Raw genomic sequence first — 21,601 nt, forward strand, 5'->3', positions numbered from 1 at the left:
AGGTCCGTGAAGGCCCCCTTCCCTACCTTCCCAAGTACGTGAAGGCCCCCTTCATTGCGTCTAGCGCAGTGAAGGGGGCCTTCACGTACTTCAGCTGCGAGCGAAGAACAACGAGGGTCAATACGCGCCCCCGTGCTCGAAGAACCGCCGCGGATTGTCGACCAGCATCGTCGTTATGTCCTTTTCGGAAACCCCCGACTCCCGCAAAGCGGGCAGCACATCACGGGTGATGTGGAGGAAATGCCAGTTGGGCGCCACGGCGGCCATCTTGTCCTGCTCGAACCAGTCGATGAAACAGGAGGCGTCATGGGAGAGGACCATGCTTTCGGCGTAGCCGCGCTCGCACAGCGCCGCGACCGTGGCGACCCGTTCGTCGAACGACAGCAGCGGGTCGAGCCCGAACCGGTCCATCCCCAGCAGCGATCCCTTGTCGGCGATCTCGGTGAGGTAGTCGAGGTCGGTGGTGTCGCCGCTGTGGCCGATGAGGACCCTGCTCAAGTCGACGCCTTCGGAGGCGAAGACGGCCTGCTGTTCGAGGCCGCGCCGGGTTGGCGCGTGCGTGTGGGTCATGATCGGCGCGCCGGTCTCCCGGTGCGCCTTCGCGACCGCGCGCAGGACGCGTTCGACGCCGGGGGTGACGCCGGGTTCGTCGGTCGCGCATTTCAGCAGGGCCGCCTTCACCCCGGTGCCGGCGATCCCGTCCACGATGTCGCCGGTGAAGAGACCGACCAGCGGATCCTCGCCGTCGTCGAAGATGAGCCCCGGTCCGCGATGGTGGAGGTAGTGCGGGACGTCGTTGTAGGTGTAGAGCCCGGTCGCGACGATGATCCGGAGATCGGTTTCGGCCGCGACCCGCTGAACGCGCGGGATGTAGCGGCCGAGCCCGATCACGGTGGGGTCGACGATGGTGTCGATCCCGGCGGCCTTGAGTTCGTCGAGCCGCCGGATCGCGTCGGCGACGTGTTCGTCTTCGCGGAATCCGTCGTGTTCGGGATGGTTCGCCATGAACTCGGGACTGAGCACGAACAGGTGCTCGTGCATGAGCACCCGGCCCAGCTCGCCGGTGTCGACGGGCCCTCGGACGGTTTCGACCTGTGCCATGCCGCTCAGCCCCTCTCCCGCAGTTCGCGGCGGAGGATCTTGCCGCTCACCGTCTTCGGCAGTTCGTCGAGCACCTCGATCTCGCGCGGGTACTTGTACGCGGCGAGGCGTTCCTTGCAGTACGCGACGAGGTCCTGGGGATCGGGCGTAGTGCCCGGCGCCGGGCTGATGTAGGCCTTCACGGTCTCGCCGCGGTATGCGTCCGGAACGCCGACGACGGCCGCTTCACGCACCGCCGGATGCGTGTACAGGACGTCCTCGACCTCACGCGGCCAGACCTTGAACCCGGAGGCGTTGATCATGTCCTTCTTGCGGTCGACGACGTAGACCCAGCCGCTCGGCTCCATGAAGCCGATGTCTCCGGTCAGAAGCCTGCCGCCGGGCAGCGCGGCTTCGGTCGCCTCGGGCCGGTTCCAGTAGCCGGGGATCACCATCGGACCTTCGACGGCGATCTCACCCGCCGTCCCGAACGGCTGTTCCTCGCCGTTCTCCCCGAGGATGCGCACGATGGTCCCCGGCACGGGCAGGCCGATCGAGATCGTGCCGGACGCTTCGTCGATGGGCGCTTCGAGACTGCTCGGGACGACGATGCAGCCCGCGGTCGTCTCGGTGAGCCCGTAGCCGTTGTGGATGTAGTGGCCGAACCGTTCCCGGAACATGCCGACCACGGCGGGCGGCAGCGCGGCGCCGCCGGAGTACAGCAACTCGAAGGAGTCGAAGTGCTCGCGGCGCACGTCGGGGTGCGCCATCAACGCCATGTACGCCGTGGACGGGCCGACCGTGTACACGGGCTTGTGCTCCAGGAAGGCGTCGAGCACCACGCCGGGCTCGAACCGGTACGCGAGCGCGAGCGTGCCGCCGATGTCGATCGCGGAGGCGATCTCGCAGACCATGCCGGTGATGTGGAACAGCGGGGCGAGACCGAACAGCGTGGCACCCTCGCCGAGACCGCTGAACGTGCTGAGCACGGCCGCGTTCGCGCCGAGGTTGCCGTGGGTGTTCATCGCCCCCTTCGGTGTCCCGCTGGTGCCCGAGGTGTAGCTGATCAGCGCGACGTCGTCGAGGCCGAGTCCGGGGTCGGCTGGCGGATCCCCCGCCGCGGCCCGCGCCACCGTCAGCAGATCGGCGGCGCCGGGAGTCGGTTCCCTCACGGTCTTGCCGAACACGCGCGGATCGTCGCGGCCCTGCAGGTCGAGTTCACTGGTGGTCAGCGCGATGGTCACGCCGCTGCCGGGCACGAGCGGGCGGATGCGGCGGTTCCATCCGCTCTGCGAGCAGACGACCGCGCGCACCCCCGCGTCGCCGAAGACGTGCTGGAGTTCCCGCTCGCGGTACATCGGGTTGACCGGGACGACGATCCCGCCCGCCTTCCACGCGCCGAGCAACGCCAGCACGAACTGCGGGATGTTCTGCAGAACCAGGGCGAGCCGGTCGCCCGGCGCGAAACCGGAGGCCAGCAGATGACGCGCGACGCCGTCGGAGAGCTCGTCGACGTCGCGGTAGCTCATCGTGGCGTCGAAGTAGGCGATCGCCGTGGCCTGCGGAGAGCGGTGGACCGCCCGCCGGAAAGACGCCAGGACCGTGGTCGCTTTCGGTGTCTCCGCCGCCTTCATCCGATCCTCGTAGGCGGCCAGCCATGGCTTCGCTTCGTACCGGCTCATGCAGGTTTCCTCCCTGACAAGTCTCGACGATCCCGTAAGCATCCGCTTAGTATGTCGAGGACGCAAGGAGGTCGACGTGACCGATCAGCTCTCACCGTCCGAAGTGGACACTGCGGACACGGTCCGGTACGCCGTGGACGGCGCCGTCGCCACGATCACCTTCGACAAACCCGGCCGCGGCAACGCGATGGACCAGCCGATGCAGATCCGCTACGGCCGGCTGCTGGGCGAGGCGTCGGCCGATCCCGGGGTCCGTGCCGTCGTCGTCACCGGCAGCGGCCGCTCCTTCTGCCCTGGCGCGGACCTGGGACTGCTGGAGAACATCTCCGTCAGCGGCACGGGCACGCCGGAACGAGAAGGGTTCCGCGACGTCCTCGCCGCCGCGTATGCCGACGTGCCGGTGGTCGCGGCGATCAACGGCGGCTGCGCCGGGCTCGGCTTCGTGATCGCCTGTGCCGCCGACGTCCGGTTCGCCGCCGCGGGCGCGAAGTTCACCACCGCGTTCGCTCGGCGGGGCCTCATCGCCGAATACGGGGTGGCGAAACTGCTGCCCGAACTCGTCGGCCGCGGCCGGGCGCTCGATCTGCTGCTCTCCGGGCGGACCTTCACCGCCGAAGAGGCGTACGAGTACGGCCTGGTGCAGGAAATCGTGCCGCCGGAAGAGCTTTCAGCGCGGGCGATGGCCTATGCCACCGAACTCGCGACGTACAGCGCGCCACGCTCCATGGCGCTCATCAAGCGGCAGGTCCTTCGCGAAGCCGGGCTCACCCTGGAGGATTCAGCCCGCGAAGCCACCGCTCTGATGCTCGAATCCTTCGGCCACCCGGAACTTCCCGAAGGCCTGGCGAGCTGGAACGAACGCCGTCCGCCGGATTTCCCGCCGTACCAAGGAGTTTAGGTCGCCCCGGACACGCGTCCGGGGCGACAGAGGCGAATCAGACGGTTTCGCGCGTGGTCACCGCGTCCTTCTCCGCCGCCAAAGCGGTGCAGGTGCGCACCCACAGCTCCCAGCCGCGCAGCGCCTGGTTGCAGTTCCAGCCGGTCCAGCGTCCCGCCTGCGCGCCCTCGTTGCCGGCGCGGTTGCAGGCGGTTTTGCTGCTCCAGCCCTCACTCACCTTGCGATACGGCGTACAGGAAGCCGCCGCGACGTCTCCCGACGCCCCGGCCGCGCACGGTTCCGCGGTGCTCGCCATCGCCGATCCCGCGGTCAGCATCGACCCGGCGAGGGTGGCGGCGAGAACGGCGCCACGGAGCACGAAGCGCTTGTCCATTGTGCTTTCCTTACCGCGAGCAAGACCCCTCACCACACTGGCCGATCCGCCGACGAAGATCAAGTGCGTCGGCGGGCGGGCTCACTCCCCGGTGACCTGCTCCACCTTGCGCTGCAGCTTGTTCATCCCGCCGAGCCAGCGGTCGGTCTGCGTGGCCCGCGCGGCGTAGTAGTCCGCGACCTCGGGATGCGGCAGCACCAGGAAACGGTCGGCGGCGATGGCCTCGAACAACGCGTCCGCGACCTGTTCCGGCTGGATCGCCGACGCGCCCATCAGCAGTTCACCCGCGGGGCCGGTGTTCTCCAGCATCGCCGTCCGCACGCCCTGCGGGCAGATGGCCTGCACGGTGAGCCCGCGGTGCCGGTACGTCGCCGACAGCCATTCGGAGAAGGCGAGCGCGCCGTGTTTGGTCACCGAGTACGACGCCGAACCGAGGCTGGTCAGCAATCCCGCGGCCGACACCGTCGAGATGAAGTGCCCGCGGCCGCGTTCGAGCCACGGCGGCAGCAGCAGCCGCGCGGCGCGCACGTGCGCCATGACGTTGACGTCCCAGATCCGCGCCCAGTCCTCCTCGGGCGCGTCCACGCCGCCCATCGGCGCGATCCCCGCGTTGGCACAGAAGACGTCGATCTCGCCGAGGGTTTCGCGGGCCGCCTCGATCAGCGACGCGACACCCGCTTCGCTCGCGGCGTCACCGGCGACGGCGGTCCCGCCGATCTCCTTCGCGACCTCGGCCGCGGCGTCCCCGTTCAGGTCGCCGACGACCACGCGCGCGCCCTCGGCGGCGAACCGGCGGGCGAGGACGGCACCGATCCCGCCGCCCCCGCCGGTGACGACGACACCGGATCCGGTGAAGGACGGGGTCACAGGCCACCGGCCAGCGTCACGCCGCCGTCGAGGACCATCGTCTGCCCGGTGATCCAGCCCGCCTCTTCCGAAAGCAGGAACGACACGGCGCTCGCGATGTCCGCCGGCACGCCGAGGCGCTTCATCGGGTACGGCTCCGAGACCTCTTCTTCGCGGCCTTCGTACAGCGCGGTCGCGAACTTGGTCTTGACCACGGCCGGCGCGACGGCGTTGACGCGGATCTTCGGGCCCAGTTCGAAACCGAGTTCCTTGGTGAGCCGGATCAGCGCGGCCTTGCTGACGCCGTACATGCCGATCCCGGGCGACGCGCCGAGCCCGGCGATGGACGCGACGTTCACCACCGCGCCGCCGTGCTCCCCCATCCACGCGTCCCGCGCCCGGCGGGTCCACGAAAGCGGGGCGAGCACGTTGACGGCGAAGATCTTCGCGGCGGCGGCGGGGTCGACGTCCAGCATCGGCCCGAACACCGGGTTGATACCGGTGTTGTTGACCAGCATGTCGAGCCGTCCGAACGTCTCGATGGTCTTGGCGACGGCCTCGGCCTGGTGTTCGTCGTCGTCGGCCTTGCCGGGAACGGCGATGGCGACCGCCTCGCCGCCCAGTTCGGCGACCGCCTCGGCCAGCGGCTCCGGCTTGCGCGCGGTGATGCACACCTTCGCGCCGCGCTCGACGAGGTCCTTGGCGATCCCGAGGCCGATACCCCGGCTGGCCCCGGTGACGATCGCGACGCGATCCTTGAAGGAGTGGTTCACTCTGTCGATCTCCTCTGTGTTCACTAGCGAGCGCATTCACTAAGCGAGCGCTCACTTACAATGGGAAGGTCCGGAGGCGCTGTCAAGCCCACTCTCCGGTTCGAGCGTCTGGGAGGATCTGCGGATGACCATGTCGCTGTCGGCCGAACTGTGGCCCGACGTCCAGCCGGAGACGGCACGGCGCCTGATGCTGGCCGGGGTCGAATCCTTCGCGCGGCGCGGCTATCACGCGACCACCACCAGGGACATCGCCTCGGCGGCGGGAATGAGCCCCGCGGCACTGTACGTGCACTTCCCGTCCAAGGCCGCGCTGCTGTTCGCGATCTCGAAGTACGGCCACGAGCAGACACTCTCCCTCGTCGAGAGCGTCGTGGCACGGGAGACCGACCCGGTCGAGCGGATCCGGCTGCTGGTGGAGGACTTCGTGGCCTGGCACGCGCGGAGGCACACCGTGGCCCGCGTGGTGCAGTACGAACTGCAGGCACTGCCCGACGAGGAGTTCGAGATCGTCGCGAAACTGCGCCGCCGCATCGAGCAGGTCGTGCGCGAGGTCGTCACCGAAGGCGCCCAGGCGGGCGTGTTCACCGTCGGCGACCCGCACACCGCGGCCCGTGCCGTGCTCTCGCTCGGCGTCGACGTCTCCCGCTGGTACAGCGAACGTGCCCGCCAGACGCCCAAGAAGCTGGGCCAGGAGTACAGCGAGCTGGTGCTGCGCATGCTCGGCACGAAACTCTCCTGACCAGTACTGATCGGCCTTTCCCGGCGATACCGCCACCAGAGTGACATACCAACTGGTCGGTATCTAGAATTACCCGTAGAGACGTTGACCACATACTAAGCGGTTGTTAACTTGCCCGGACTGCATCGCCGCAGCAGCGCCGAGCGAAGGGCATCCAGATGGCCGACACCGCACCGAACGCCCCCGGAACCGCCGCCGAACCGACGATCACCGTGTCCCAGCGCAGGAGGGCCGCGACCGCGGCGGCACTCGCCTCATCCGTCGAGTGGTACGACTACTTCGTCTTCGGGATCGCCGCCGCCCTGGTGTTCGGGAAGACCTTCTTCCCCACCACCAACGCGGCGGCCGGCGTCCTCGCCTCGTTCGCCACCTTCGCGGTCGGCTTCCTCGCCAGGCCGCTCGGCGGGATCATCGCCGGCAGCCTCGGCGACAAACGCGGCCGGAAACCCGTGCTGGTGCTGGCGATCGCGCTGATGGGCGCGGCGACCACGCTGATCGGCCTGCTGCCGACCTACGACTCGATCGGGATCGCCGCGCCGATCCTCCTGGTGCTGCTCCGGCTCGTGCAGGGGGTCGCGGTCGGCGCCCAGTGGGGTGGCGCGATGCTGCTCGCCACCGAGTACGCGCCGCCTGGCAAACGCGGTCTCTACGGCAGTCTCGTCCAGCTCGGCGTCCCGATCGGGGTGGTGCTGGCGAACACGGTGTTCCTGGTCGCCGCGCAGGTGGCGCCGCCGTCGGATTTCCTCGTGTGGGCTTGGCGGATCCCGTTCCTGGTCGGCGTCCTCGTGCTCGGGCTGGCCTGGTACATGCACGTCAAGATCGACGAGACGCCCGAATACCGCCGCGCGGAAGCGAAACTCGCCGCCGAGGAACGCGGCCGGGCCAAGTCGCCGCTGCGTGACGTCCTGCGTCACCACAAGGGCACGGTGCTGCTGGCCGGCGGTTCGTTCATGGTCAACACCGCCACCTTCTACATCCTGCTGAACGGCGTCCTCGACTACGCCACCCGCCATCTGGGCATGTCGCGGACCACCGTGCTCGTGGCGACCCTGCTGATCAGCACGCTGCAGCTGGCGATCATCCCGCTGTCGGCGAAACTGTCCGACCGGATCGGCAGGCTCAAGATCTACACCTTCGGCGCGGCGGGGGTCGCGCTCTGGGCGATCCCGATGTTCCTGCTGATCGACACGGCGTCGCTGCCGCTGTTCGTGATCGCCTCGTTCGTCGGGTCGCTGTTCCTCGGCATCATGTACGGCCCGCAGGCGGCGCTGTTCGCCGAACTGTTCACCGCCGAGATGCGCTACACCGGCGCCTCGCTCGGCTATCAGATCAGCGCGGTCGTCGGCGGCGGGCTCGCGCCGTTCATCATGGTGCTGCTGCTGGAATCCACCGGGACGTCGATGTCGGTTTCGCTCTACATCATCGTGCTGGCCCTGATCTCGCTCGGTTCCATCGGCCTGCTCGCCAAACGCGCACGGTCCACTTCGGACTCACACGACCGCGCGCGCGAAGCGGTCGGCGACCAGTCGTAGCCGCTCCTTGACCTCGTCCGGAGCCTCCTCCACGACGAAGTCCACATCCCAGTGGGCGAGGTAGTAGGGCATCACGGAGAGGTCGTTGGAACCGACCCTGACCCGGCAGGTGCGCTCGTCGATGGCCTCGATCGTCCCGGCGGTCGGTGACACGTACTCGGCGAGCGCCTCCGCCGAGGCGCTGACCCGCAGCACCATCTGGTGCGGATACGGCGACGACGTGATCCCGCGGGAGACGTAGGCCGCGAGGTCCTCGGCGGGCGGTTCCCTCGGCGTGAACCGGAAGCTGGTCGCCGGGACGCCGTCGATCCGGTCGACGCGGAAGGTCCGCCAGTCGTCCCGATCGAGATCGAAGGCGACCAGGTACCACCGGCGCCCGGTGTGCACCAGGCGCAACGGCTCGATGTAGCGCTCGGTGACGTCGCCGCTGTGGCTGCGGTAACCGAACCGGAGCCGCTGATGGTCGCGGCACGCGGACGCGATGACCGTCAGCGCCGCCGCGTCGATGACCGGGACGACGCCGCCGAGCGGGATCATCGCAGTGTTCAGCGCGGTCACCCGGTGCCGGAGCCGGGCGGGCAGCACCTGCTCCAGTTTCGTGAGCGCGCGTACCGAGGTCTCCTCGATCCCCGACACCGTCCCGTTCGCGGCCGTGCGGAGCCCGACGGCGACCGCGACCGCTTCGTCGTCGTCCAGCAGCAAGGGCGGCAGCGCGGCCCCCGCGCCGAGCCGATAGCCGCCCGCGACCCCGGGCGTGGCGTGCACCGGGTAGCCCAGCTCCCGCAGCCGCTCGACGTCGCGCCGGACCGTGCGGACGTCCACCTGCAGCCGGTCGGCCAGATCGGCGCCCGGCCAGTCGCGCCGCGCCTGCAGCAGGGAGAGGAGCCTCAGCAGCCGTGCCGACGTGCCCGTGGTCATCGGTTCGCTCGCTTCATGGGAGGGAGTCTGGCAGACATTCAGGACAGGTCCGGTCCGCATTGTGCTCGCGGCTCGGGTTGGGCAGCTGAGGTACATGAAGGCCCCCTTCCTTGCGCCTGGCGCAAGGAAGGGGGCCTTCATGTACTTAGGGAGTCTGTGAAGGCCTCCTTCACTACCTTCAAAGTAGGCAAGGAGGCCTTCACGGACCGGGCATGCGCTCAAGCCGCACCAAAAAGCCAGCAGACACTTAAGACACACCCTTGGCTCTAACGCCCCAAATCACTCACGCCCCTTGGCCGCGGTGACGTGGTGGGCACAAGCCGTAAGGTGACCGGATGATCGATCCCGCGCAGCTGCTGTCCGTCGCCCGCGAAGAGGCCGAACTCGGCAAGGCCGAGGGCGGGGTCCCGATCGGCGCCGCCCTCTTCGACACCACCGGCGCCCTGCTCGGCCGCGGCCACAACCGCCGGGTCCAGGACGGCGACCCGTCGATGCACGCCGAGACCTCCGCGTTCCGGAACGCGGGCAGGCGGCCGCACTACCGGGACACGATCATGGTCACCACCCTCTCCCCCTGCTGGTACTGCAGCGGGCTGGTGCGCCAGTTCGGCATCGGCCGGGTGATCATCGGCGAGGCCACCACGTTCGAGGGCGGGCACGGCTGGCTCGAGGAGAACGGCGTCGAGATCACCCTGCTCGACGATCCGGCCTGCACCGCGTTGATGACCGAGTTCATCCGGGATCACCCGGAGTTGTGGTTCGAGGACATCGGCGTCCCCACCGCGGACTAGTTTTCGGCCTCGAAGACGACGGTCCGGTTGCGCCCGGCCCCCTTCGCCGCGCGCATCGCCTGATCCGCCGCGCCGACGAGCCGGTCGAGCGTCTCGCCGCCGGCGGGATGCGACGACACTCCGATCGAGACCGTCGCCCCGGCGAACGTCCCACCCAATGAGACGAACGTCGAGGAGATCCGCAGCCGGATGCGTTCGGCGATCGCGTGCGCGTCGAACCGGCTCGTGCCGGGCAGCAGGACGACGAATTCCTCGCCGCCGAACCGGCCGACCAGGTCCGCCGCGCGGACCTCGGCACGCAAAGTGTCCGCCACGGCACGGAGGACGTCGTCCCCGACTTGCCTGCCGTGCCGGTCGTTGAGCCGGGCGAAGTGGTCGAGATCGAGCATCAGCAGCGAAAGATCCGCGCCACGGCCCCGAAGCAGATCGAACTGGGTGCGCGCACCGTCCAACCAGGACGACGCGGTGAGCAGCCCGGTGCCGGAATCCGTACCCGCGTGGCCGCGCAGGGCGCGCATCGTCCCGGCCCGGTGAAGTACCACGAGCGCCCCCGCGAGTACCACGGTGGCATACGGCCATTCCGCCGCCGACCACGCGAGCAGCAAGCCGAACGCGACCATCGCCGCGTCGAAGGCGAACCCCGACGGCTCCGCCCCGAATTCGGCCGCAGGCGCGGCCAAAGCGGCGTCGACGGACAGGAAAATCAGCCCCGTGGCGAAAACCAGGGCGAAACTCTCGAAATCCCTTGCCGCGTCGGCGAACGGCGGCGCGCCGAGCAGGACCGGGATGATCGAGGCACCGAGCGCCGAAAGCATGGTGGCGGAGGCCGCGAACGCCTGGCGGTGCGGAATCCCGCGCCGGATCCGGAACCAGCGGTAGCCCGCCGAAGCGGCGACGAGCACCGCGGCCAACGCGGGCGGCAGCAGCAAAGCACCCGCGAAAATCCAGGCCGCGTCCAGTCCGGCGCCGAGCCGGGTGTCGGCACGGGACCGCTCGACGGGCCGCGAAAGCTCCGCACTGAGGATCATTCCCGCCAGCAGAGCCGAAAACGGGAGCAAGGACGACGGCGCGGGCGGCCGCAACACGAAGAGGTAGGTGGTGGCGGCGAAAGCGGCGAAGTCGACGAGGAGCAGGTACCCGATCAGGCCCCGCCTGGGTAGTTCCCACAGGCTCCAGGACCCCAGTATCCGCCGCGGCGCGGCGAGCCGGTCTCTCCGGCCGCGGCTTCCGGTCGCCATCAGGGAGTCCCCCACCATTTCGGCAAACTAGCCGGTAATCGCGATGGTGTCGATCCGCTTTCCGGGTCATCACCCCCCTACTAAGGTCGGTCGTTTCCGCCGGGATTCCCGGTGAATTCTTGACAGTCCTCAATGGTCTAGTCCACTGTGAGTGAGCACACGGTGACCTCCCGGTTGATACGCCGCGTCAAGACGGAGGTGCTCCACACCTGCGCGCCTCGCCGCGCGCGTACCAGTTGGAGGACCTATGAAATCGCTACGACGCTGGGCGACACTGGCCACCGCCGCGGGCGCCGCTCTCGCCACGACCGTCGGCCTCGCCCCCGTCGCCTCGGCTGCCCCGGATCCGGTGCTCGCCTCGCCCTATCTGTACCAGTGGTCGGGACAGACGGACCCGATCGCCGCGATGAACGCCACCGGGGTCAAGGCCTTCACTCTCGCGTTCGTCCTCTCCGACGGCGGTTGCAACCCGAAATGGGACGGCAGCCGTTCCCTCACCGGCTCCGACGCCACGCTGATCGACAACATCCGAGCCAAGGGCGGCGACGTCATCCCGTCGTTCGGTGGCTGGTCCGGGATGAAGCTCGGCCCGAAATGCGGCACCGCCGCGGCACTCGCCGGCGCGTATCAGAAGGTCATCGACGCCTACAAGCTCAAGGCGATCGACCTCGACATCGAGAACACCGACGAGTTCGAGAACTACACCGTCCAGGACCGGATCCTGAACGCCGTCAAGATCACGAAGCAGAAGAACCCCGGCCTGCGCGTGGTCATCACCATCCCGACCGAGGTGGGCGGCCCCAACTCGCACGGCAAGCGGCTGATCAACCAGTCGAAGGCGCTCGGCGCGGGGGTCGACGCGTGGTCGGTCATGCCGTTCGACTTCTCCAGCGGCGGCGACATGGCCGGCAAGACCCGCAGTGCCGTGGACGGGCTGAAGAACGTCGTGAAGTCCACCTTCGGCCTGAGCGACGACGCGGCCTACCGGCGCAGCGGGCTTTCGTCGATGAACGGGAAGACCGACGTGGCGGGCGAAACCGTCAGCGTCGCCGACTTCCGCGCGATCCGCGACTACGCGGCGAGCAAGCATCTCGCCCGGCTGTCGTTCTGGGCGGTGAACCGCGACTGCAACAACTGCGCGGGGATCTCGCAGGGCAAGTACGACTACACCAAGATCGTCGCGGGTTACACCGGCTGACTTCCGTTCCCCACCGGTGTCAGTCCGTGAAGGCCTCCTTCCCTACTCTCAAGGTAGGGAAGGAGGCCCTCACGACTTTCAGGCTGAGAACCTCAGCGACCGCAGTCCGCGTTCGTGTTCAGCGGCCGTCCCCGTGACCACACCAGATCGACCGGATGCACCGAACCGTCCGGATCGATCGACAGGATCGGCAGCGCCTTGTCGAGCTGGTTCCCCGTCGCCTGATCGAACGCGACGAACCCGGTCGCGCCGGGCACCGGGGAGTTGCAGTCGATACTGCGCAACACGTCCGGCACCGAAACGGGATCCGACGACACGTTCTGCACCGCGGCTTCGACGGCCGCCGCGACCGCGTCGTGCTCGATCATCGCGGCACCGTCCCACAGTTCCGCCTGGGGAAAACCGTGGGTACCGGTGAATTCGGCGACGAAGTTGTCGTAATTCTTCTTGTACGTCGGATGCGCCGGATCGGCGGTGAACATATCCCACTGGTCGGGATACGCGAGCGCCGTGTAGCGGAGCCGGACGCTGATGTCCTTGTTCAGCGGCAAGGGTTTCCCGGCGAGCGTGCTCGCGTCGTCGCCGGTCATCACGGTCACCGTGTCGAGCCCTTCGCAGGCGCCGTCGCCCGCCAGCGCCGCCACGAGGGCACCGAGGTCCAGTCCACGGCCGGCGAAGTAGATCAGGTCGGGTCTCGCACCGCAGATGTCGTTGTGCCACCTGCTGAACAGCCCTCGCAGATACGCCTCACGTGAGGTGTCGGTGAGCGGTTTGACGTCGTAGGTCTTCGTGAAGATCACCGGAACCTTCGAGGAACTCTGGAAGGCTTCGGCGAGCGTGGTCGCGTAGGTGTCCTCCTTGCTGACGCCCTGGATCATCATCACGCGCTTGAAACCGTGCGCGGCGATGTATCCGGCCGCGGCGCGGGCCTCGTCGGTGTTGGTCGGGCCGACGCGGAAGAAGTTGTCGATCCGTACGCCCTTCGGGTCGGTGTTCATGTTGTCCGCGGTGACGGTCGCGCCGATCGTGGCGATCCCGTGCCGGGAAAGTTCGGCCACCAGCGCCCGGCTGCTCTCCGTGCTGATGCCGATGTCGGTGACCGCCACGATGCGCTGGGCGGCGGCCGCGGCGACGATCTCGTCGGCGACGACCTGCCAGTGCTCGGCGTTGCTCCCGTAGTTGGCCAGCAGGAGCTTGATCCCCGGCGGCCCGTTCTTCGGCCACGCGGCGGTGATCGCGCCCTGGATCTCCCGCCGGACGAACGGGAACGGCTGGCTGTCGACCTTCGGATCGGGCGCGAGGTTCTCCAGCACCACGATGGTCTTGAAGTTCTCGCCCGCCAGCTCGTTGCGGCCCTTGATGAGTTTCTCCAACGGATCGAGCGGATCGTCCTCCCGCATCGGGCCCGAGTCGAGGTTCAGCCCGACACAGACGTACGACGTGCCGATCGACTCCTCGTCCGCGTCCACCGCGCGCAGGCCGGGACCGCAGGACTCCCACGGACTGATCGACACCAGCGCGGCGCCCAGCAGCACGACGACGATCGCGATCAGCAGCACCCGGTGGCGGTGCGCCCAGCCGCGCGGCCGCACCGGTGGTCCCGTCGCCGCGCGTTCACGGGCCGCGGACATACGTGTTCTCAACGAATCGAGCCAGGACATGACGGAGTTCCGTTCCGGGTCAGGGGAATTCGCCGCGACGGGCGGCTTCCTTGGCCGACACGAGCGCGCCGACGTCGGGCTGGTGCGAAGTGGTGGCCAGCGCGGCGAAGGCGTTCGCGATCACCTGGTGCTGAGCCTGCCCGCGGACCGCGAAGGGGTTGGCGGTCAGCCAGCCCGCCGCGATGAGCCGGGCGACGTTGTTCCGGATCTCGGACCGGCCGGCCGGGCATTGCGCGTTGTCGAGGTTGACGAGTTCTTCGTACAGTTCCGCGTGATCCCGCTCGGGCGGCAGATCGTCCGGCGCGTTCAGCACCAGTTCGAGCTTCGCGATCCACTCCGCGTGCGGGATCCGGTTGAACTCGCGCTCGAAGAACGTGACCACTTCGCCGATGTCGCCCAGCGCGAGATTGCAGTAGGCCAGGCGCACCGGATCCTGAGCGGTGTCCGGATCGTCGCGCAGCGCCTTGAACTGGTCGGTGTAGGTCGGCCCGTCCCCGTCGCCGCGGCGGGCCAGCGCGGACACCAGGTTCGCCGCGATCCACGGATGCAGGGCGGCCTGGTCGTCGGTCGAACCGGGCGAGTTCCTGGCCGTCACCCACAACGAGGTGCGCAGTTCGGTCAGGATCCGGCCGACGTGCGGCTGGTCGATCCGGCTCTGCGCGGCGTCCGGGATCAGCCAGGGCGCGGTCGCGAACGGGGCCGCGGTCACGAAGTCGTCGACGTGGACGTCGTCGAGATGTTCGGTCAAGGCGAGCTCGGTCAACCTGCGGTAGCACGGATCCTGCTCGCCACGCGGGTCGGTGGTGAGCAGGTCTCGATCGCCCTCGCGCGCGTCGCTCCCCCGCAATCGCCCGGTGAGCTGCTCGACCGCCGACGGCAGCCCGCCGGTCGCCCGGTGCGCGAGCGTGACCTTCGGCGTCCGCGCGCCGGAATCGAGGATCCGCGCGATCCGCCCGATCGACTGCGGCGAGATCCGGACCGGGTAATAGGCCGAGTCGAGCGCGCCGTTGGCCGGGTTCGCCCAGTCGTCGTAGGAAGCCTCCTCGCAGTCCACCATCGGCCGGACGGCGGGCGGGGCGCCGGACGCGGGTTTCCACGGCGCCAGCCAGGCGGTGCCCCAGTCGTCGTGCCACCGCCCGCTGGTGGCGATCACCAGCAGCGCGTCGTGTGCCTCGCGGTCGTTCGGATGCTGGACGGCATGCCGTTCCCTGGCCGCGATCAGATCGGCGAGGAACTCGGTCCCGCCGGGGTGGTCGACGTCGTCGAGTACTACCACCCAGTTGTGCCAGTGCCTGCGCTGCAGAGAGATGTCGCAGGTACAGGGGCTCTTCTCCTCCGGCTTGGCCATCCGGGGATGGTTCTCCCGGACGTCGCCGAGGAACGCCGCCATCAGCCATTCGGTGACCGCCTTGGCGTCACGGGCGCTGCCGTGCGCGAGCCGGTTGAGTTCGAGCAGCGCGTCGAACGGGGATCTCCCCTCGGCGTGGGGGAAGTCCGCCAGCGACCGCAGCGCCTTTCCGAGCCGGGGGCGGATGTTCCGGACCAGATGCGGGAACGTCTGGCGGAACAGATCCGCGTACGGGGGCTCGACGAGACCGGTCGCCTTCGCCGTCTCGGTCAGCGTGTCGAGCGTGCTGTCCATCGCCGGTGTCCAGATGATCCGGTCGAGACTGCCGAGCAGCGACTTCAGTTGCGCCAGGTCGTCGTCGCGATTTCGACCGGAAAGCTCCGCCTGGACTGCGATCAGCGCAATCGTGAAACGAATGAACTGCGGTTTCGGTCGATTTCGCCATTTTCTCGAAAACGAATAGGCCAGTTTCGTGAGCACGTCGATCGTGCCCGCCCTGCCGCCTTGCCCGAAATCGAATCCGGCGTGGACGACACCCCAGCCCAGGTCGCGGCGGATCGCTTCCAGTGCCGTGGTCTTCCCCGAACCGACCGGTCCGAGCAGCAGCGTCACCGGCTGCGGGCGCGACGGATTCCCCGTCTCGCGGTTGATCAGCATTCTCCGGGCGAACTGCACCGCCGGAGAATGTCGGTCCACACTCATTTTCCTGTTCAGCCCCTAGCCGTGCTCCGGGAGGAATGGAGAGTGCGAACCATCGTAGGTATCCGGCCGAAGGCGGGGCACAGGAAAAATGACACCAGACACGAATGGACGAAATCGGGGATGAATCGTGATTCTCGGTCGACGGTGAGCGACGACGCCGATCACCCGATCGGCGCTACCGGCCCCATTGCGGCCAGCGACCGCCTTGATGACCGCCGCCGTAATACCAGTCGTAGTACTGGTCGAAATCGTGGTGGCCGGCGCGCGGATCCGGCCGCTCTTCGGGTTCCGGCGTGGGTGTCGGGGACGGCGTCTCCGAGCCGTGCATCGACGCGGTCATCGGCGGCGGGGGTGCGACGCTGCCGCCCGAGGGTCCCGACGGGACGGGTGACGAGGCCGCGTCGGCCGGGACGTCGATCGCCTGCGGCGCGATGGTCAGCGACGGCGGCAGGAGCGGGGTGCCGGGGACGACGTCGGCCGGGTCGGCCGGAATGAGCACGACGGCCAACAGCCCGCCGACGAGCACGCCACCCGCCGAAAGCGCCGAGATCCACCGGATCCTGCCGGTGCCCGGAGCGGCTTCCGGAGCCCGGTGCTTCGGCCCGCGCGGTCCCCGGCGACGGGGTGTCGCGCCGGCTTCCCGCATCAACGTGCTCAGTGTCTGTTGATGAACCCGCGTCCGCGATCGACACAGCGGGTTCAGGGCGTCCTCACCGGTATCGCGGCGAGCCGTGCGTGCCATCGGCACCTCCCAACCCGGTCCGTCGCCCGGCGACGGCCTCATCCCGGGGTGGATCCTAGGAACGTGGGAGGTGCTTGTAAACGGTCGTCGTCCACTGCGGACAGACGATGCGGTGAAAGGTCAGGCCGCGGCGGTGACCGCGATCGCGGCTTCGCCCGCCTCGGTCAGCTCGGCGGGCACCCGGCCGGTGACGGCGGAGGGTCCGGAGGACTCGGCGGGGCGGATGTACCCGCCGTGGGCCAGCGCGTGCGCGGTCATCTGGTCGCAGCAGGCGAACCCGTCGATGAAGAGATCCGGCTCGCAGCTGCACGACATCTGGGCACGGCGCGCCGCGACCGCTCGCAGCATCGCCATCGCGCGATGGGACAGTTCGACCTCTGAACCGGACACCGGACTGGACCTCTCTCGATCAGCCACCTGAATCAGCAGCACTTACACCGTGTTATCGGCCGCTGCTCCATCAGTGTTAACAAGATCTCAGACGTCGACGGTGACTTTTCGGTTCCGTCAGATCTTCGCCGACGCCAAGGTCGGTTCCAGGACCCGCGCCCACTGCGCGACGATCTGCTTGCGCCGCTTCGTGTCGTCGGTCAGCAGGTTCGCCAGGCCCAGGCCGCGGGCGAGATCGAGAGTGGCCTGGACCAGCTCGCGAACGCCCTGGTGGGACTCGTCCACGCCGAGCAGCTCGACGGTCACCCGGTGTGCTTCCCGGCCGACCCTGGCCTCCAGCGGCACCAGGGTCGCCCGGAGCGAGTCGTCGGTCGATGCCGCGACCCACAGGTGGAGCGCGGCACGGAACAGCGGCCCGCTGTAGAGGTTGAGCACCATGTCGACGGCCCGCTCGATCCGCGACCGGCCCGACGGCAGTTCCGCCGCGCGGGCCCGCAGTTCCACGATCTGGATCTCGCCGACGTGCTCGACCGCGGCCGCGACCAGGTCCTCCCTGGTCGGGAAGTGGTGCTGAGCGGCGCCGCGCGAAACCCCGGCGCGTTCGGCGATGACCGCGACGGTGGTCCCGTGCCAGCCCAGCTCCCCGATCGTCTCGACGGCGGCCTCGACCAGCCGCCGCCGGGTCGTGCGGCTGCGCTCCTGCTGCGGTTCGCGGATCACGGGGTGCGGCTTTCGACCCAGAAATCGAGCTGCAGGTCTTCCTCCCGCCCGCCGACGCGGTACTTCGCGAAGTCGGTGACGCCCTCGGCGGCCAGCACCTCGTCGTCGAGGTAGAAATTCCCCGTCGCCTCGGTGCTCGGTTTGGTGAGGATCGCGTGCGCGGCGTCGGCCATGATCTCCGGCGTCCGCGATTTGGCCGCCAGCTCCGCGCCGACGACGTTGCGGATCGCCGCGGTGTCGATCGTCGTGCGCGGCCACAGCGAGTTCGCCGCGATGCCGTACTGCCGCAGTTCCGCGGCGAGCCCGACGGTCACCAGGCTCATCGAATACTTCGCGATGCTGTACGCGAGATGCCCGGCCTGGAACCACTTCTCGTCCAGGCTGATCGGCGGCGACAGCGTCAAAATGTGCGCGTTCTCCGCGAGCTTCAAATACGGGATGGCGAGCTTCGACAGCAGGAACGACCCGCGCGCGTTGATGTCCTGCATCAGGTCGTAGCGTTTCATGCTGACGGATTCGGTCGGCGTCAGGTCGATCGCGCTCGCGTTGTTCAGCACGATGTCGATCCCGCCGAACTGCTCCGCGGTCCGCGCGATCGCGGCCTCGACCGACGTGTCGTCGCGGACGTCGCCGACGATCGGCAGCGCCTGCCCGCCGGCGTCCTCGATCGCCTTGGCCGCGGTGTACAGCGTGCCCGGCAGCTTCGGATGCGGCTCGGCGGTCTTGGCCAGCAGGGCGATGTTCGCCCCGTCGCGGGCGGCGCGGACCGCGATGGCCTCGCCGATCCCGCGGCTGCCGCCGGAGATGATGATCGTCTTGCCGTGGAGCGTGCTCATACGTCCACCTCTCAGTAGGAGCGGGGCAGGCCGAGGCTGTGCTGGCCGACGAAGTTGAGCACCATCTCTCGGCTCACCGGCGCGATCCGGCCGAGGCGGACGGCCGTGACCAGCGTGCCCAGCCCGTATTCGCTGGCCAGCCCGTTACCGCCGTGGGTCTGCACGGCCTGGTCGACCGCGCGGATGGCGACCTCGGCGGCGGCGTACTTCGCCATGTTCGCCGACTCGCCCGCGCCGAAGTCGTCGCCGGAGTCGTAGAGCGACGCCGCCTTCTGCGTCATGAGCTTGGCCAGTTCCAGCTCGATCTTGATCTCGGCCAGCGGATGCGCGAGCCCCTGGTGGGTGCCGATCGGCGCGCCCCACACCTTGCGTTCGTTGGCATAGGCGACGGCTTTCCCCAGCGCGTAGCGCGCGATGCCGAGCGAGAACGACGCGCCCATGATGCGTTCGGGGTTGAGCCCGGCGAACAGCTGCGCGATCGCCGCGTCCTCCTCGCCCACCAGCGCGTCGGCCGGCAGGTGGACGTCGTCGAGGAACAGGCCGAACTGTTTCTCCGGCGAGACGATGTCCATGTCGATCTGCTTGTACTCGAAGCCGGGCGTGTCGGTCGGGACGGTGAACAGCGCGGGCTTGAGCTTGCCGGTCTTCGCGTCCTCGGTGCGGCCGACGACCAGGACGGCGTCCGCCTCGTCGACGCCGGAGATGTAGACCTTCCGTCCACTGAGGACCCAACCGTCGGCGTCCCGCTTCGCGGTGGTGGTGATCTTGTGCGAGTTCGACCCGGCGTCCGGTTCGGTGATCGCGAAGACCATCCGCCTGCTGCCGTCGGCGATGCCGGGCAGCCAGCGCTTCTTCTGCTCGTCGGTGCCGAAACGCGAGATGACCGTGCCGCAGATCGCCGGCGAGACGACCATGAGCAGCAGCGGGGAGCCCGCCGCGGCGAGTTCTTCGAGCACCGCGGCGAGATCCGCGATCCCCGCTCCCCCGCCGCCGTACTCCTCGGGCAGGTTCACGCCGAGGTAGCCCAGCCGTCCGGCCTCGGCCCACAGTTCCTCGGTTTTGAGCCCGGCACGCGCCTGCTTGGCGTAGTACTCGTACCCGTATTTCTTGCCGAGTTCGGCGACCGCGGCCCGCAGCGCCACGCGCTCCTCGGGCTCGGTGAAGTTCATCGCGTTCATTCTTCGTCTCCTACCACCGCGAGGATCGTGCCCACTTCGACCTGTTGTCCGACCACCACCGGGAGTTCGGTCACGACGCCGTCGGCGGGCGCCGCGATCCGGTGTTCCATCTTCATCGCTTCGAGCCACAGCAACGGATCGCCGGTCTTCACGGTGTCGCCCGCCTCGACCGCGAGCCGGACGACCGTGCCCGGCATCGGCGCCACGAGCGAGCCGGCGGCGAGCGCCGCGTCCGGATCGGTGTACCGCGGCACCACGCCCAGCTCGACGGAGCCGTCCGGCGAATCGACGTACACCGTGTCGCCATACCGGGCGACGGCGAACTTCCGCCGTACCCCGGAGACCTCAAGGACCACGTCGCCGCTCTCGGCGGAAACCAGTTCGACGCCTTCGAATCCGTCGGCGCGCAGACCGTCCCGGCCGAGGCCGTAGCCGACTTCGATCTCGTCGTCGCCGTGACGAAAACGTTTGCGCTGCCCTTGGGAACGGACGTTGCGCCAGCCGCTCGGCAGCCGGCGCTGGACCCGGGCCTCCGAGCGATTCGTGGCCGCACCGGCCAAAGCCGCGGCCAGCGCGGAAATCCGTACGATGTCCACAGTGGCCAGTGGGGCCGCCAGGGTTTCGAGCCCGTGCCGGTCGAAGAACGCCGTGTCGGTCTCGCCGGCGAGGAAAGCCTCGTGGCGCAACACGTTCACCAGCAGGTCGCGGTTGGTCACCACACCGTGGATCTCCGCGCCCGCCAAGGCTCCGGCCAGCGCCCGCGCCGCGCTCCGGCGATCCGGGGCGTACGCGATGACTTTGGCGAGCATCGGGTCGTAGTGCACGCCGACGGTCTGGCCGCTGACGAAACCGGAGTCGAGCCGGACACCCGGGCCGACTTCGAATTCCCGCTGTGCCGCAGGAAGCTCGAAACGATGCAAGGTGCCGCTCTGCGGCTGCCAGCCCGCGGCGGGGTCTTCGGCGTAGAGCCGGACCTCGATGGCGTGCCCCCGCGTTTCCGGCTCATCGATCGGGAGGTGCTCGCCCTCCGCGATCCGCAGCTGCAGCGAGACGAGGTCGAGGCCGGTCGTGGCCTCGGTGACCGGATGCTCGACCTGGAGCCGGGTGTTCATCTCCAGGAAGTAGAACCGCCCGTCCGGTCCGGCGAGGAACTCGACCGTCCCGGCGCCGACGTAGTCGATCGCCTGCGCGGCCTTGCGGGCAGCGTCGAACAGCGCCTCCCGCATGGCTTCGTCGACGAACGGCGACGGCGCCTCTTCCACGACCTTCTGGTGACGGCGCTGGATCGAGCACTCGCGCTCCCCCACCGCCCACACCGTGCCGTGGGTGTCGGCGAGCACCTGGACCTCGATATGCCTTCCGGTCTCCAGGTACCGCTCGCAGAACACGGTCGGGTCGCCGAACGCCGACGCGGCCTCCGCGCTCGCGCCTTCGACGGCCTCGGCGAGTTCGCCGAGCGTGCGCACGACACGCATACCGCGTCCACCACCTCCGGCGGAGGCCTTGACCAGCAACGGAAGGTCGGCTTCGGTGACCTCGGCCGGGTCCAATTCGGACAGGATCGGGACACCGGCCTCGGCCATCATCCGCTTGGACTCGACCTTGGATCCCATGCTCTCGATGGCTTCCGGCGGCGGGCCGACCCAAGTGAGTCCCGCGTCGAGCACGGCGCGCGCGAACCCGGCGTTCTCGGACAGGAACCCGTAGCCGGGGTGGATCGCGTCGGCGCCGGTCTCCACGGCCGCCTTGATCAGCAGCTCGGCCCGCAGGTACGTGTCGGCGGGCGCGTTGCCCGGCAGGCGGACGGCGACGTCCGCCTCGGCGGTGTGCGGCGCGTCGGCGTCCGCGTCGGAGAACACCGCGACCGTGCCGATCCCGGCGTCGCGGCAGGTGCGGAACACGCGGCGGGCGATCTCACCGCGGTTGGCGACCAGAAGTTTCTCGATCACTTTCGGC

Annotated in this window: 20 protein-coding genes; 5 read left to right on the forward strand and 15 right to left on the reverse strand. The window is 69.0% G+C overall.

All coding sequences use genetic code 11. The features are described 5' to 3' along the window. Positions 1-117: 117 nt before the first annotated feature. Both ACSMFO_RS06650 and ACSMFO_RS06655 read right to left on the reverse strand, forming a co-directional pair. Positions 118-1,101 carry a phosphotriesterase family protein gene (locus ACSMFO_RS06650; RefSeq protein WP_038515396.1) on the reverse strand — a complete coding sequence of 328 codons (984 nt, stop codon included), beginning with the start codon at positions 1,099-1,101 and terminating at the stop codon, positions 118-120. A 5-nt stretch (positions 1,102-1,106) separates the two neighbouring features. Beyond that, the gene (locus ACSMFO_RS06655) at positions 1,107-2,762 is read right to left on the reverse strand and encodes an AMP-binding protein (protein ID WP_436457462.1); all 1,656 of its coding nucleotides are present in this window, start codon (positions 2,760-2,762) and stop codon (positions 1,107-1,109) included. Between the two features lie 76 nt (positions 2,763-2,838). Between ACSMFO_RS06655 and ACSMFO_RS06660 the strand changes: the two genes are divergently transcribed. Then, a complete protein-coding gene (locus ACSMFO_RS06660) occupies positions 2,839-3,660 on the forward strand; it encodes an enoyl-CoA hydratase-related protein (protein ID WP_436457464.1) in 822 nt (273 codons plus the stop codon). Between the two features lie 37 nt (positions 3,661-3,697). Here ACSMFO_RS06660 and ACSMFO_RS06665 read toward each other — a convergent pair whose 3' ends face one another. The 3 genes from ACSMFO_RS06665 to ACSMFO_RS06675 form a co-directional block, all read right to left on the reverse strand. Then, positions 3,698-4,033: a hypothetical protein gene (locus ACSMFO_RS06665; protein ID WP_436457465.1), complete on the reverse strand. Its 336-nt coding sequence runs from the start codon at positions 4,031-4,033 to the stop codon at positions 3,698-3,700. An 81-nt stretch (positions 4,034-4,114) separates the two neighbouring features. Next, complete coding sequence (locus tag ACSMFO_RS06670) at positions 4,115-4,900, reverse strand: SDR family oxidoreductase (protein WP_038515402.1); 786 nt, start codon at positions 4,898-4,900, stop codon at positions 4,115-4,117. Continuing rightward, entirely contained in the window at positions 4,897-5,652 is a 756-nt protein-coding gene (locus ACSMFO_RS06675; RefSeq protein WP_436457467.1) for an SDR family oxidoreductase, read from the reverse strand. Before ACSMFO_RS06675 ends, ACSMFO_RS06670 begins: the two co-directional genes overlap by 4 nt. A gap of 124 nt (positions 5,653-5,776) precedes the next feature. Here ACSMFO_RS06675 and ACSMFO_RS06680 point away from each other — a divergent pair, with 124 nt between their 5' ends. Then, on the forward strand, positions 5,777-6,391 hold the full coding sequence (locus ACSMFO_RS06680; RefSeq protein WP_038515406.1) for a TetR/AcrR family transcriptional regulator: 615 nt from the start codon (positions 5,777-5,779) through the stop codon (positions 6,389-6,391). Between the two features lie 158 nt (positions 6,392-6,549). Further along, positions 6,550-7,923: an MFS transporter gene (locus ACSMFO_RS06685; RefSeq protein WP_436457469.1), complete on the forward strand. Its 1,374-nt coding sequence runs from the start codon at positions 6,550-6,552 to the stop codon at positions 7,921-7,923. Here ACSMFO_RS06685 and ACSMFO_RS06690 read toward each other — a convergent pair. Continuing rightward, the gene (locus ACSMFO_RS06690) at positions 7,882-8,841 is read right to left on the reverse strand and encodes a helix-turn-helix transcriptional regulator (protein WP_038515408.1); all 960 of its coding nucleotides are present in this window, start codon (positions 8,839-8,841) and stop codon (positions 7,882-7,884) included. The genes ACSMFO_RS06685 and ACSMFO_RS06690 overlap by 42 nt on opposite strands. Positions 8,842-9,176: 335 nt before the next feature. On the opposite strand from ACSMFO_RS06690, the gene ACSMFO_RS06695 reads away from it, so the two are divergent. Next, on the forward strand, positions 9,177-9,632 hold the full coding sequence (locus tag ACSMFO_RS06695) for a nucleoside deaminase (protein WP_125736318.1): 456 nt from the start codon (positions 9,177-9,179) through the stop codon (positions 9,630-9,632). Here the strand turns inward: ACSMFO_RS06695 and ACSMFO_RS06700 are convergent. Next, positions 9,629-10,888 (reverse strand): GGDEF domain-containing protein, encoded by a 1,260-nt coding sequence (locus ACSMFO_RS06700; protein ID WP_051972582.1) that lies wholly within the window; start codon positions 10,886-10,888, stop codon positions 9,629-9,631. The genes ACSMFO_RS06695 and ACSMFO_RS06700 overlap by 4 nt on opposite strands. Before the next feature lie 229 nt (positions 10,889-11,117). Between ACSMFO_RS06700 and ACSMFO_RS06705 the strand changes: the two genes are divergently transcribed. After that, positions 11,118-12,068: a chitinase gene (locus tag ACSMFO_RS06705; protein ID WP_436457472.1), complete on the forward strand. Its 951-nt coding sequence runs from the start codon at positions 11,118-11,120 to the stop codon at positions 12,066-12,068. A 92-nt stretch (positions 12,069-12,160) separates the two neighbouring features. Here ACSMFO_RS06705 and ACSMFO_RS06710 read toward each other — a convergent pair whose 3' ends face one another. The 8 genes from ACSMFO_RS06710 to ACSMFO_RS06745 form a co-directional block, all read right to left on the reverse strand. Then, positions 12,161-13,729 carry an ABC transporter substrate-binding protein gene (locus ACSMFO_RS06710; RefSeq protein WP_436457473.1) on the reverse strand — a complete coding sequence of 523 codons (1,569 nt, stop codon included), beginning with the start codon at positions 13,727-13,729 and terminating at the stop codon, positions 12,161-12,163. A 19-nt stretch (positions 13,730-13,748) separates the two neighbouring features. Continuing rightward, on the reverse strand, positions 13,749-15,773 hold the full coding sequence (locus ACSMFO_RS06715) for a hypothetical protein (RefSeq protein ID WP_360132383.1): 2,025 nt from the start codon (positions 15,771-15,773) through the stop codon (positions 13,749-13,751). A gap of 181 nt (positions 15,774-15,954) precedes the next feature. Further along, entirely contained in the window at positions 15,955-16,425 is a 471-nt protein-coding gene (locus tag ACSMFO_RS06720) for a hypothetical protein (RefSeq protein ID WP_436457643.1), read from the reverse strand. Between the two features lie 216 nt (positions 16,426-16,641). Beyond that, positions 16,642-16,911, reverse strand: coding sequence for a hypothetical protein (locus ACSMFO_RS06725; protein WP_038515421.1), 270 nt, complete (start codon positions 16,909-16,911; stop codon positions 16,642-16,644). 117 nt (positions 16,912-17,028) lie between these two features. After that, the gene (locus ACSMFO_RS06730; RefSeq protein ID WP_037344111.1) at positions 17,029-17,631 is read right to left on the reverse strand and encodes a TetR/AcrR family transcriptional regulator; all 603 of its coding nucleotides are present in this window, start codon (positions 17,629-17,631) and stop codon (positions 17,029-17,031) included. Continuing rightward, a complete protein-coding gene (locus tag ACSMFO_RS06735) occupies positions 17,628-18,467 on the reverse strand; it encodes an SDR family oxidoreductase (RefSeq protein WP_436457474.1) in 840 nt (279 codons plus the stop codon). The genes ACSMFO_RS06730 and ACSMFO_RS06735 overlap by 4 nt, the downstream gene beginning before the upstream one ends. An 11-nt stretch (positions 18,468-18,478) precedes the next feature. Continuing rightward, positions 18,479-19,645 carry an acyl-CoA dehydrogenase family protein gene (locus ACSMFO_RS06740; protein WP_081975951.1) on the reverse strand — a complete coding sequence of 389 codons (1,167 nt, stop codon included), beginning with the start codon at positions 19,643-19,645 and terminating at the stop codon, positions 18,479-18,481. Then, the gene (locus ACSMFO_RS06745; protein WP_436457476.1) at positions 19,642-21,594 is read right to left on the reverse strand and encodes a biotin carboxylase N-terminal domain-containing protein; all 1,953 of its coding nucleotides are present in this window, start codon (positions 21,592-21,594) and stop codon (positions 19,642-19,644) included. Before ACSMFO_RS06745 ends, ACSMFO_RS06740 begins: the two co-directional genes overlap by 4 nt. Between the last annotated feature and the right edge of the window lie 7 nt (positions 21,595-21,601).

Source organism: Amycolatopsis sp. w19 (assembly GCF_051373225.1).
GTDB lineage: Bacteria > Actinomycetota > Actinomycetes > Mycobacteriales > Pseudonocardiaceae > Amycolatopsis > Amycolatopsis japonica.

Coding starts and splice junctions, on each gene's coding strand:
- ACSMFO_RS06650 (WP_038515396.1), bottom strand. CDS start 1,101: ATGGCACAGGTCGAAACCGTCCGAGGGCCCGTCGACACCGGCGAGCTG.
- ACSMFO_RS06655 (WP_436457462.1), bottom strand. CDS start 2,762: ATGAGCCGGTACGAAGCGAAGCCATGGCTGGCCGCCTACGAGGATCGG.
- ACSMFO_RS06665 (WP_436457465.1), bottom strand. CDS start 4,033: ATGGACAAGCGCTTCGTGCTCCGTGGCGCCGTTCTCGCCGCCACCCTC.
- ACSMFO_RS06680 (WP_038515406.1), top strand. CDS start 5,777: ATGACCATGTCGCTGTCGGCCGAACTGTGGCCCGACGTCCAGCCGGAG.
- ACSMFO_RS06685 (WP_436457469.1), top strand. CDS start 6,550: ATGGCCGACACCGCACCGAACGCCCCCGGAACCGCCGCCGAACCGACG.
- ACSMFO_RS06690 (WP_038515408.1), bottom strand. CDS start 8,841: ATGACCACGGGCACGTCGGCACGGCTGCTGAGGCTCCTCTCCCTGCTG.
- ACSMFO_RS06695 (WP_125736318.1), top strand. CDS start 9,177: ATGATCGATCCCGCGCAGCTGCTGTCCGTCGCCCGCGAAGAGGCCGAA.
- ACSMFO_RS06700 (WP_051972582.1), bottom strand. CDS start 10,888: ATGGTGGGGGACTCCCTGATGGCGACCGGAAGCCGCGGCCGGAGAGAC.
- ACSMFO_RS06705 (WP_436457472.1), top strand. CDS start 11,118: ATGAAATCGCTACGACGCTGGGCGACACTGGCCACCGCCGCGGGCGCC.
- ACSMFO_RS06710 (WP_436457473.1), bottom strand. CDS start 13,729: ATGTCCTGGCTCGATTCGTTGAGAACACGTATGTCCGCGGCCCGTGAA.
- ACSMFO_RS06720 (WP_436457643.1), bottom strand. CDS start 16,425: ATGCGGGAAGCCGGCGCGACACCCCGTCGCCGGGGACCGCGCGGGCCG.
- ACSMFO_RS06735 (WP_436457474.1), bottom strand. CDS start 18,467: ATGAGCACGCTCCACGGCAAGACGATCATCATCTCCGGCGGCAGCCGC.
- ACSMFO_RS06740 (WP_081975951.1), bottom strand. CDS start 19,645: ATGAACGCGATGAACTTCACCGAGCCCGAGGAGCGCGTGGCGCTGCGG.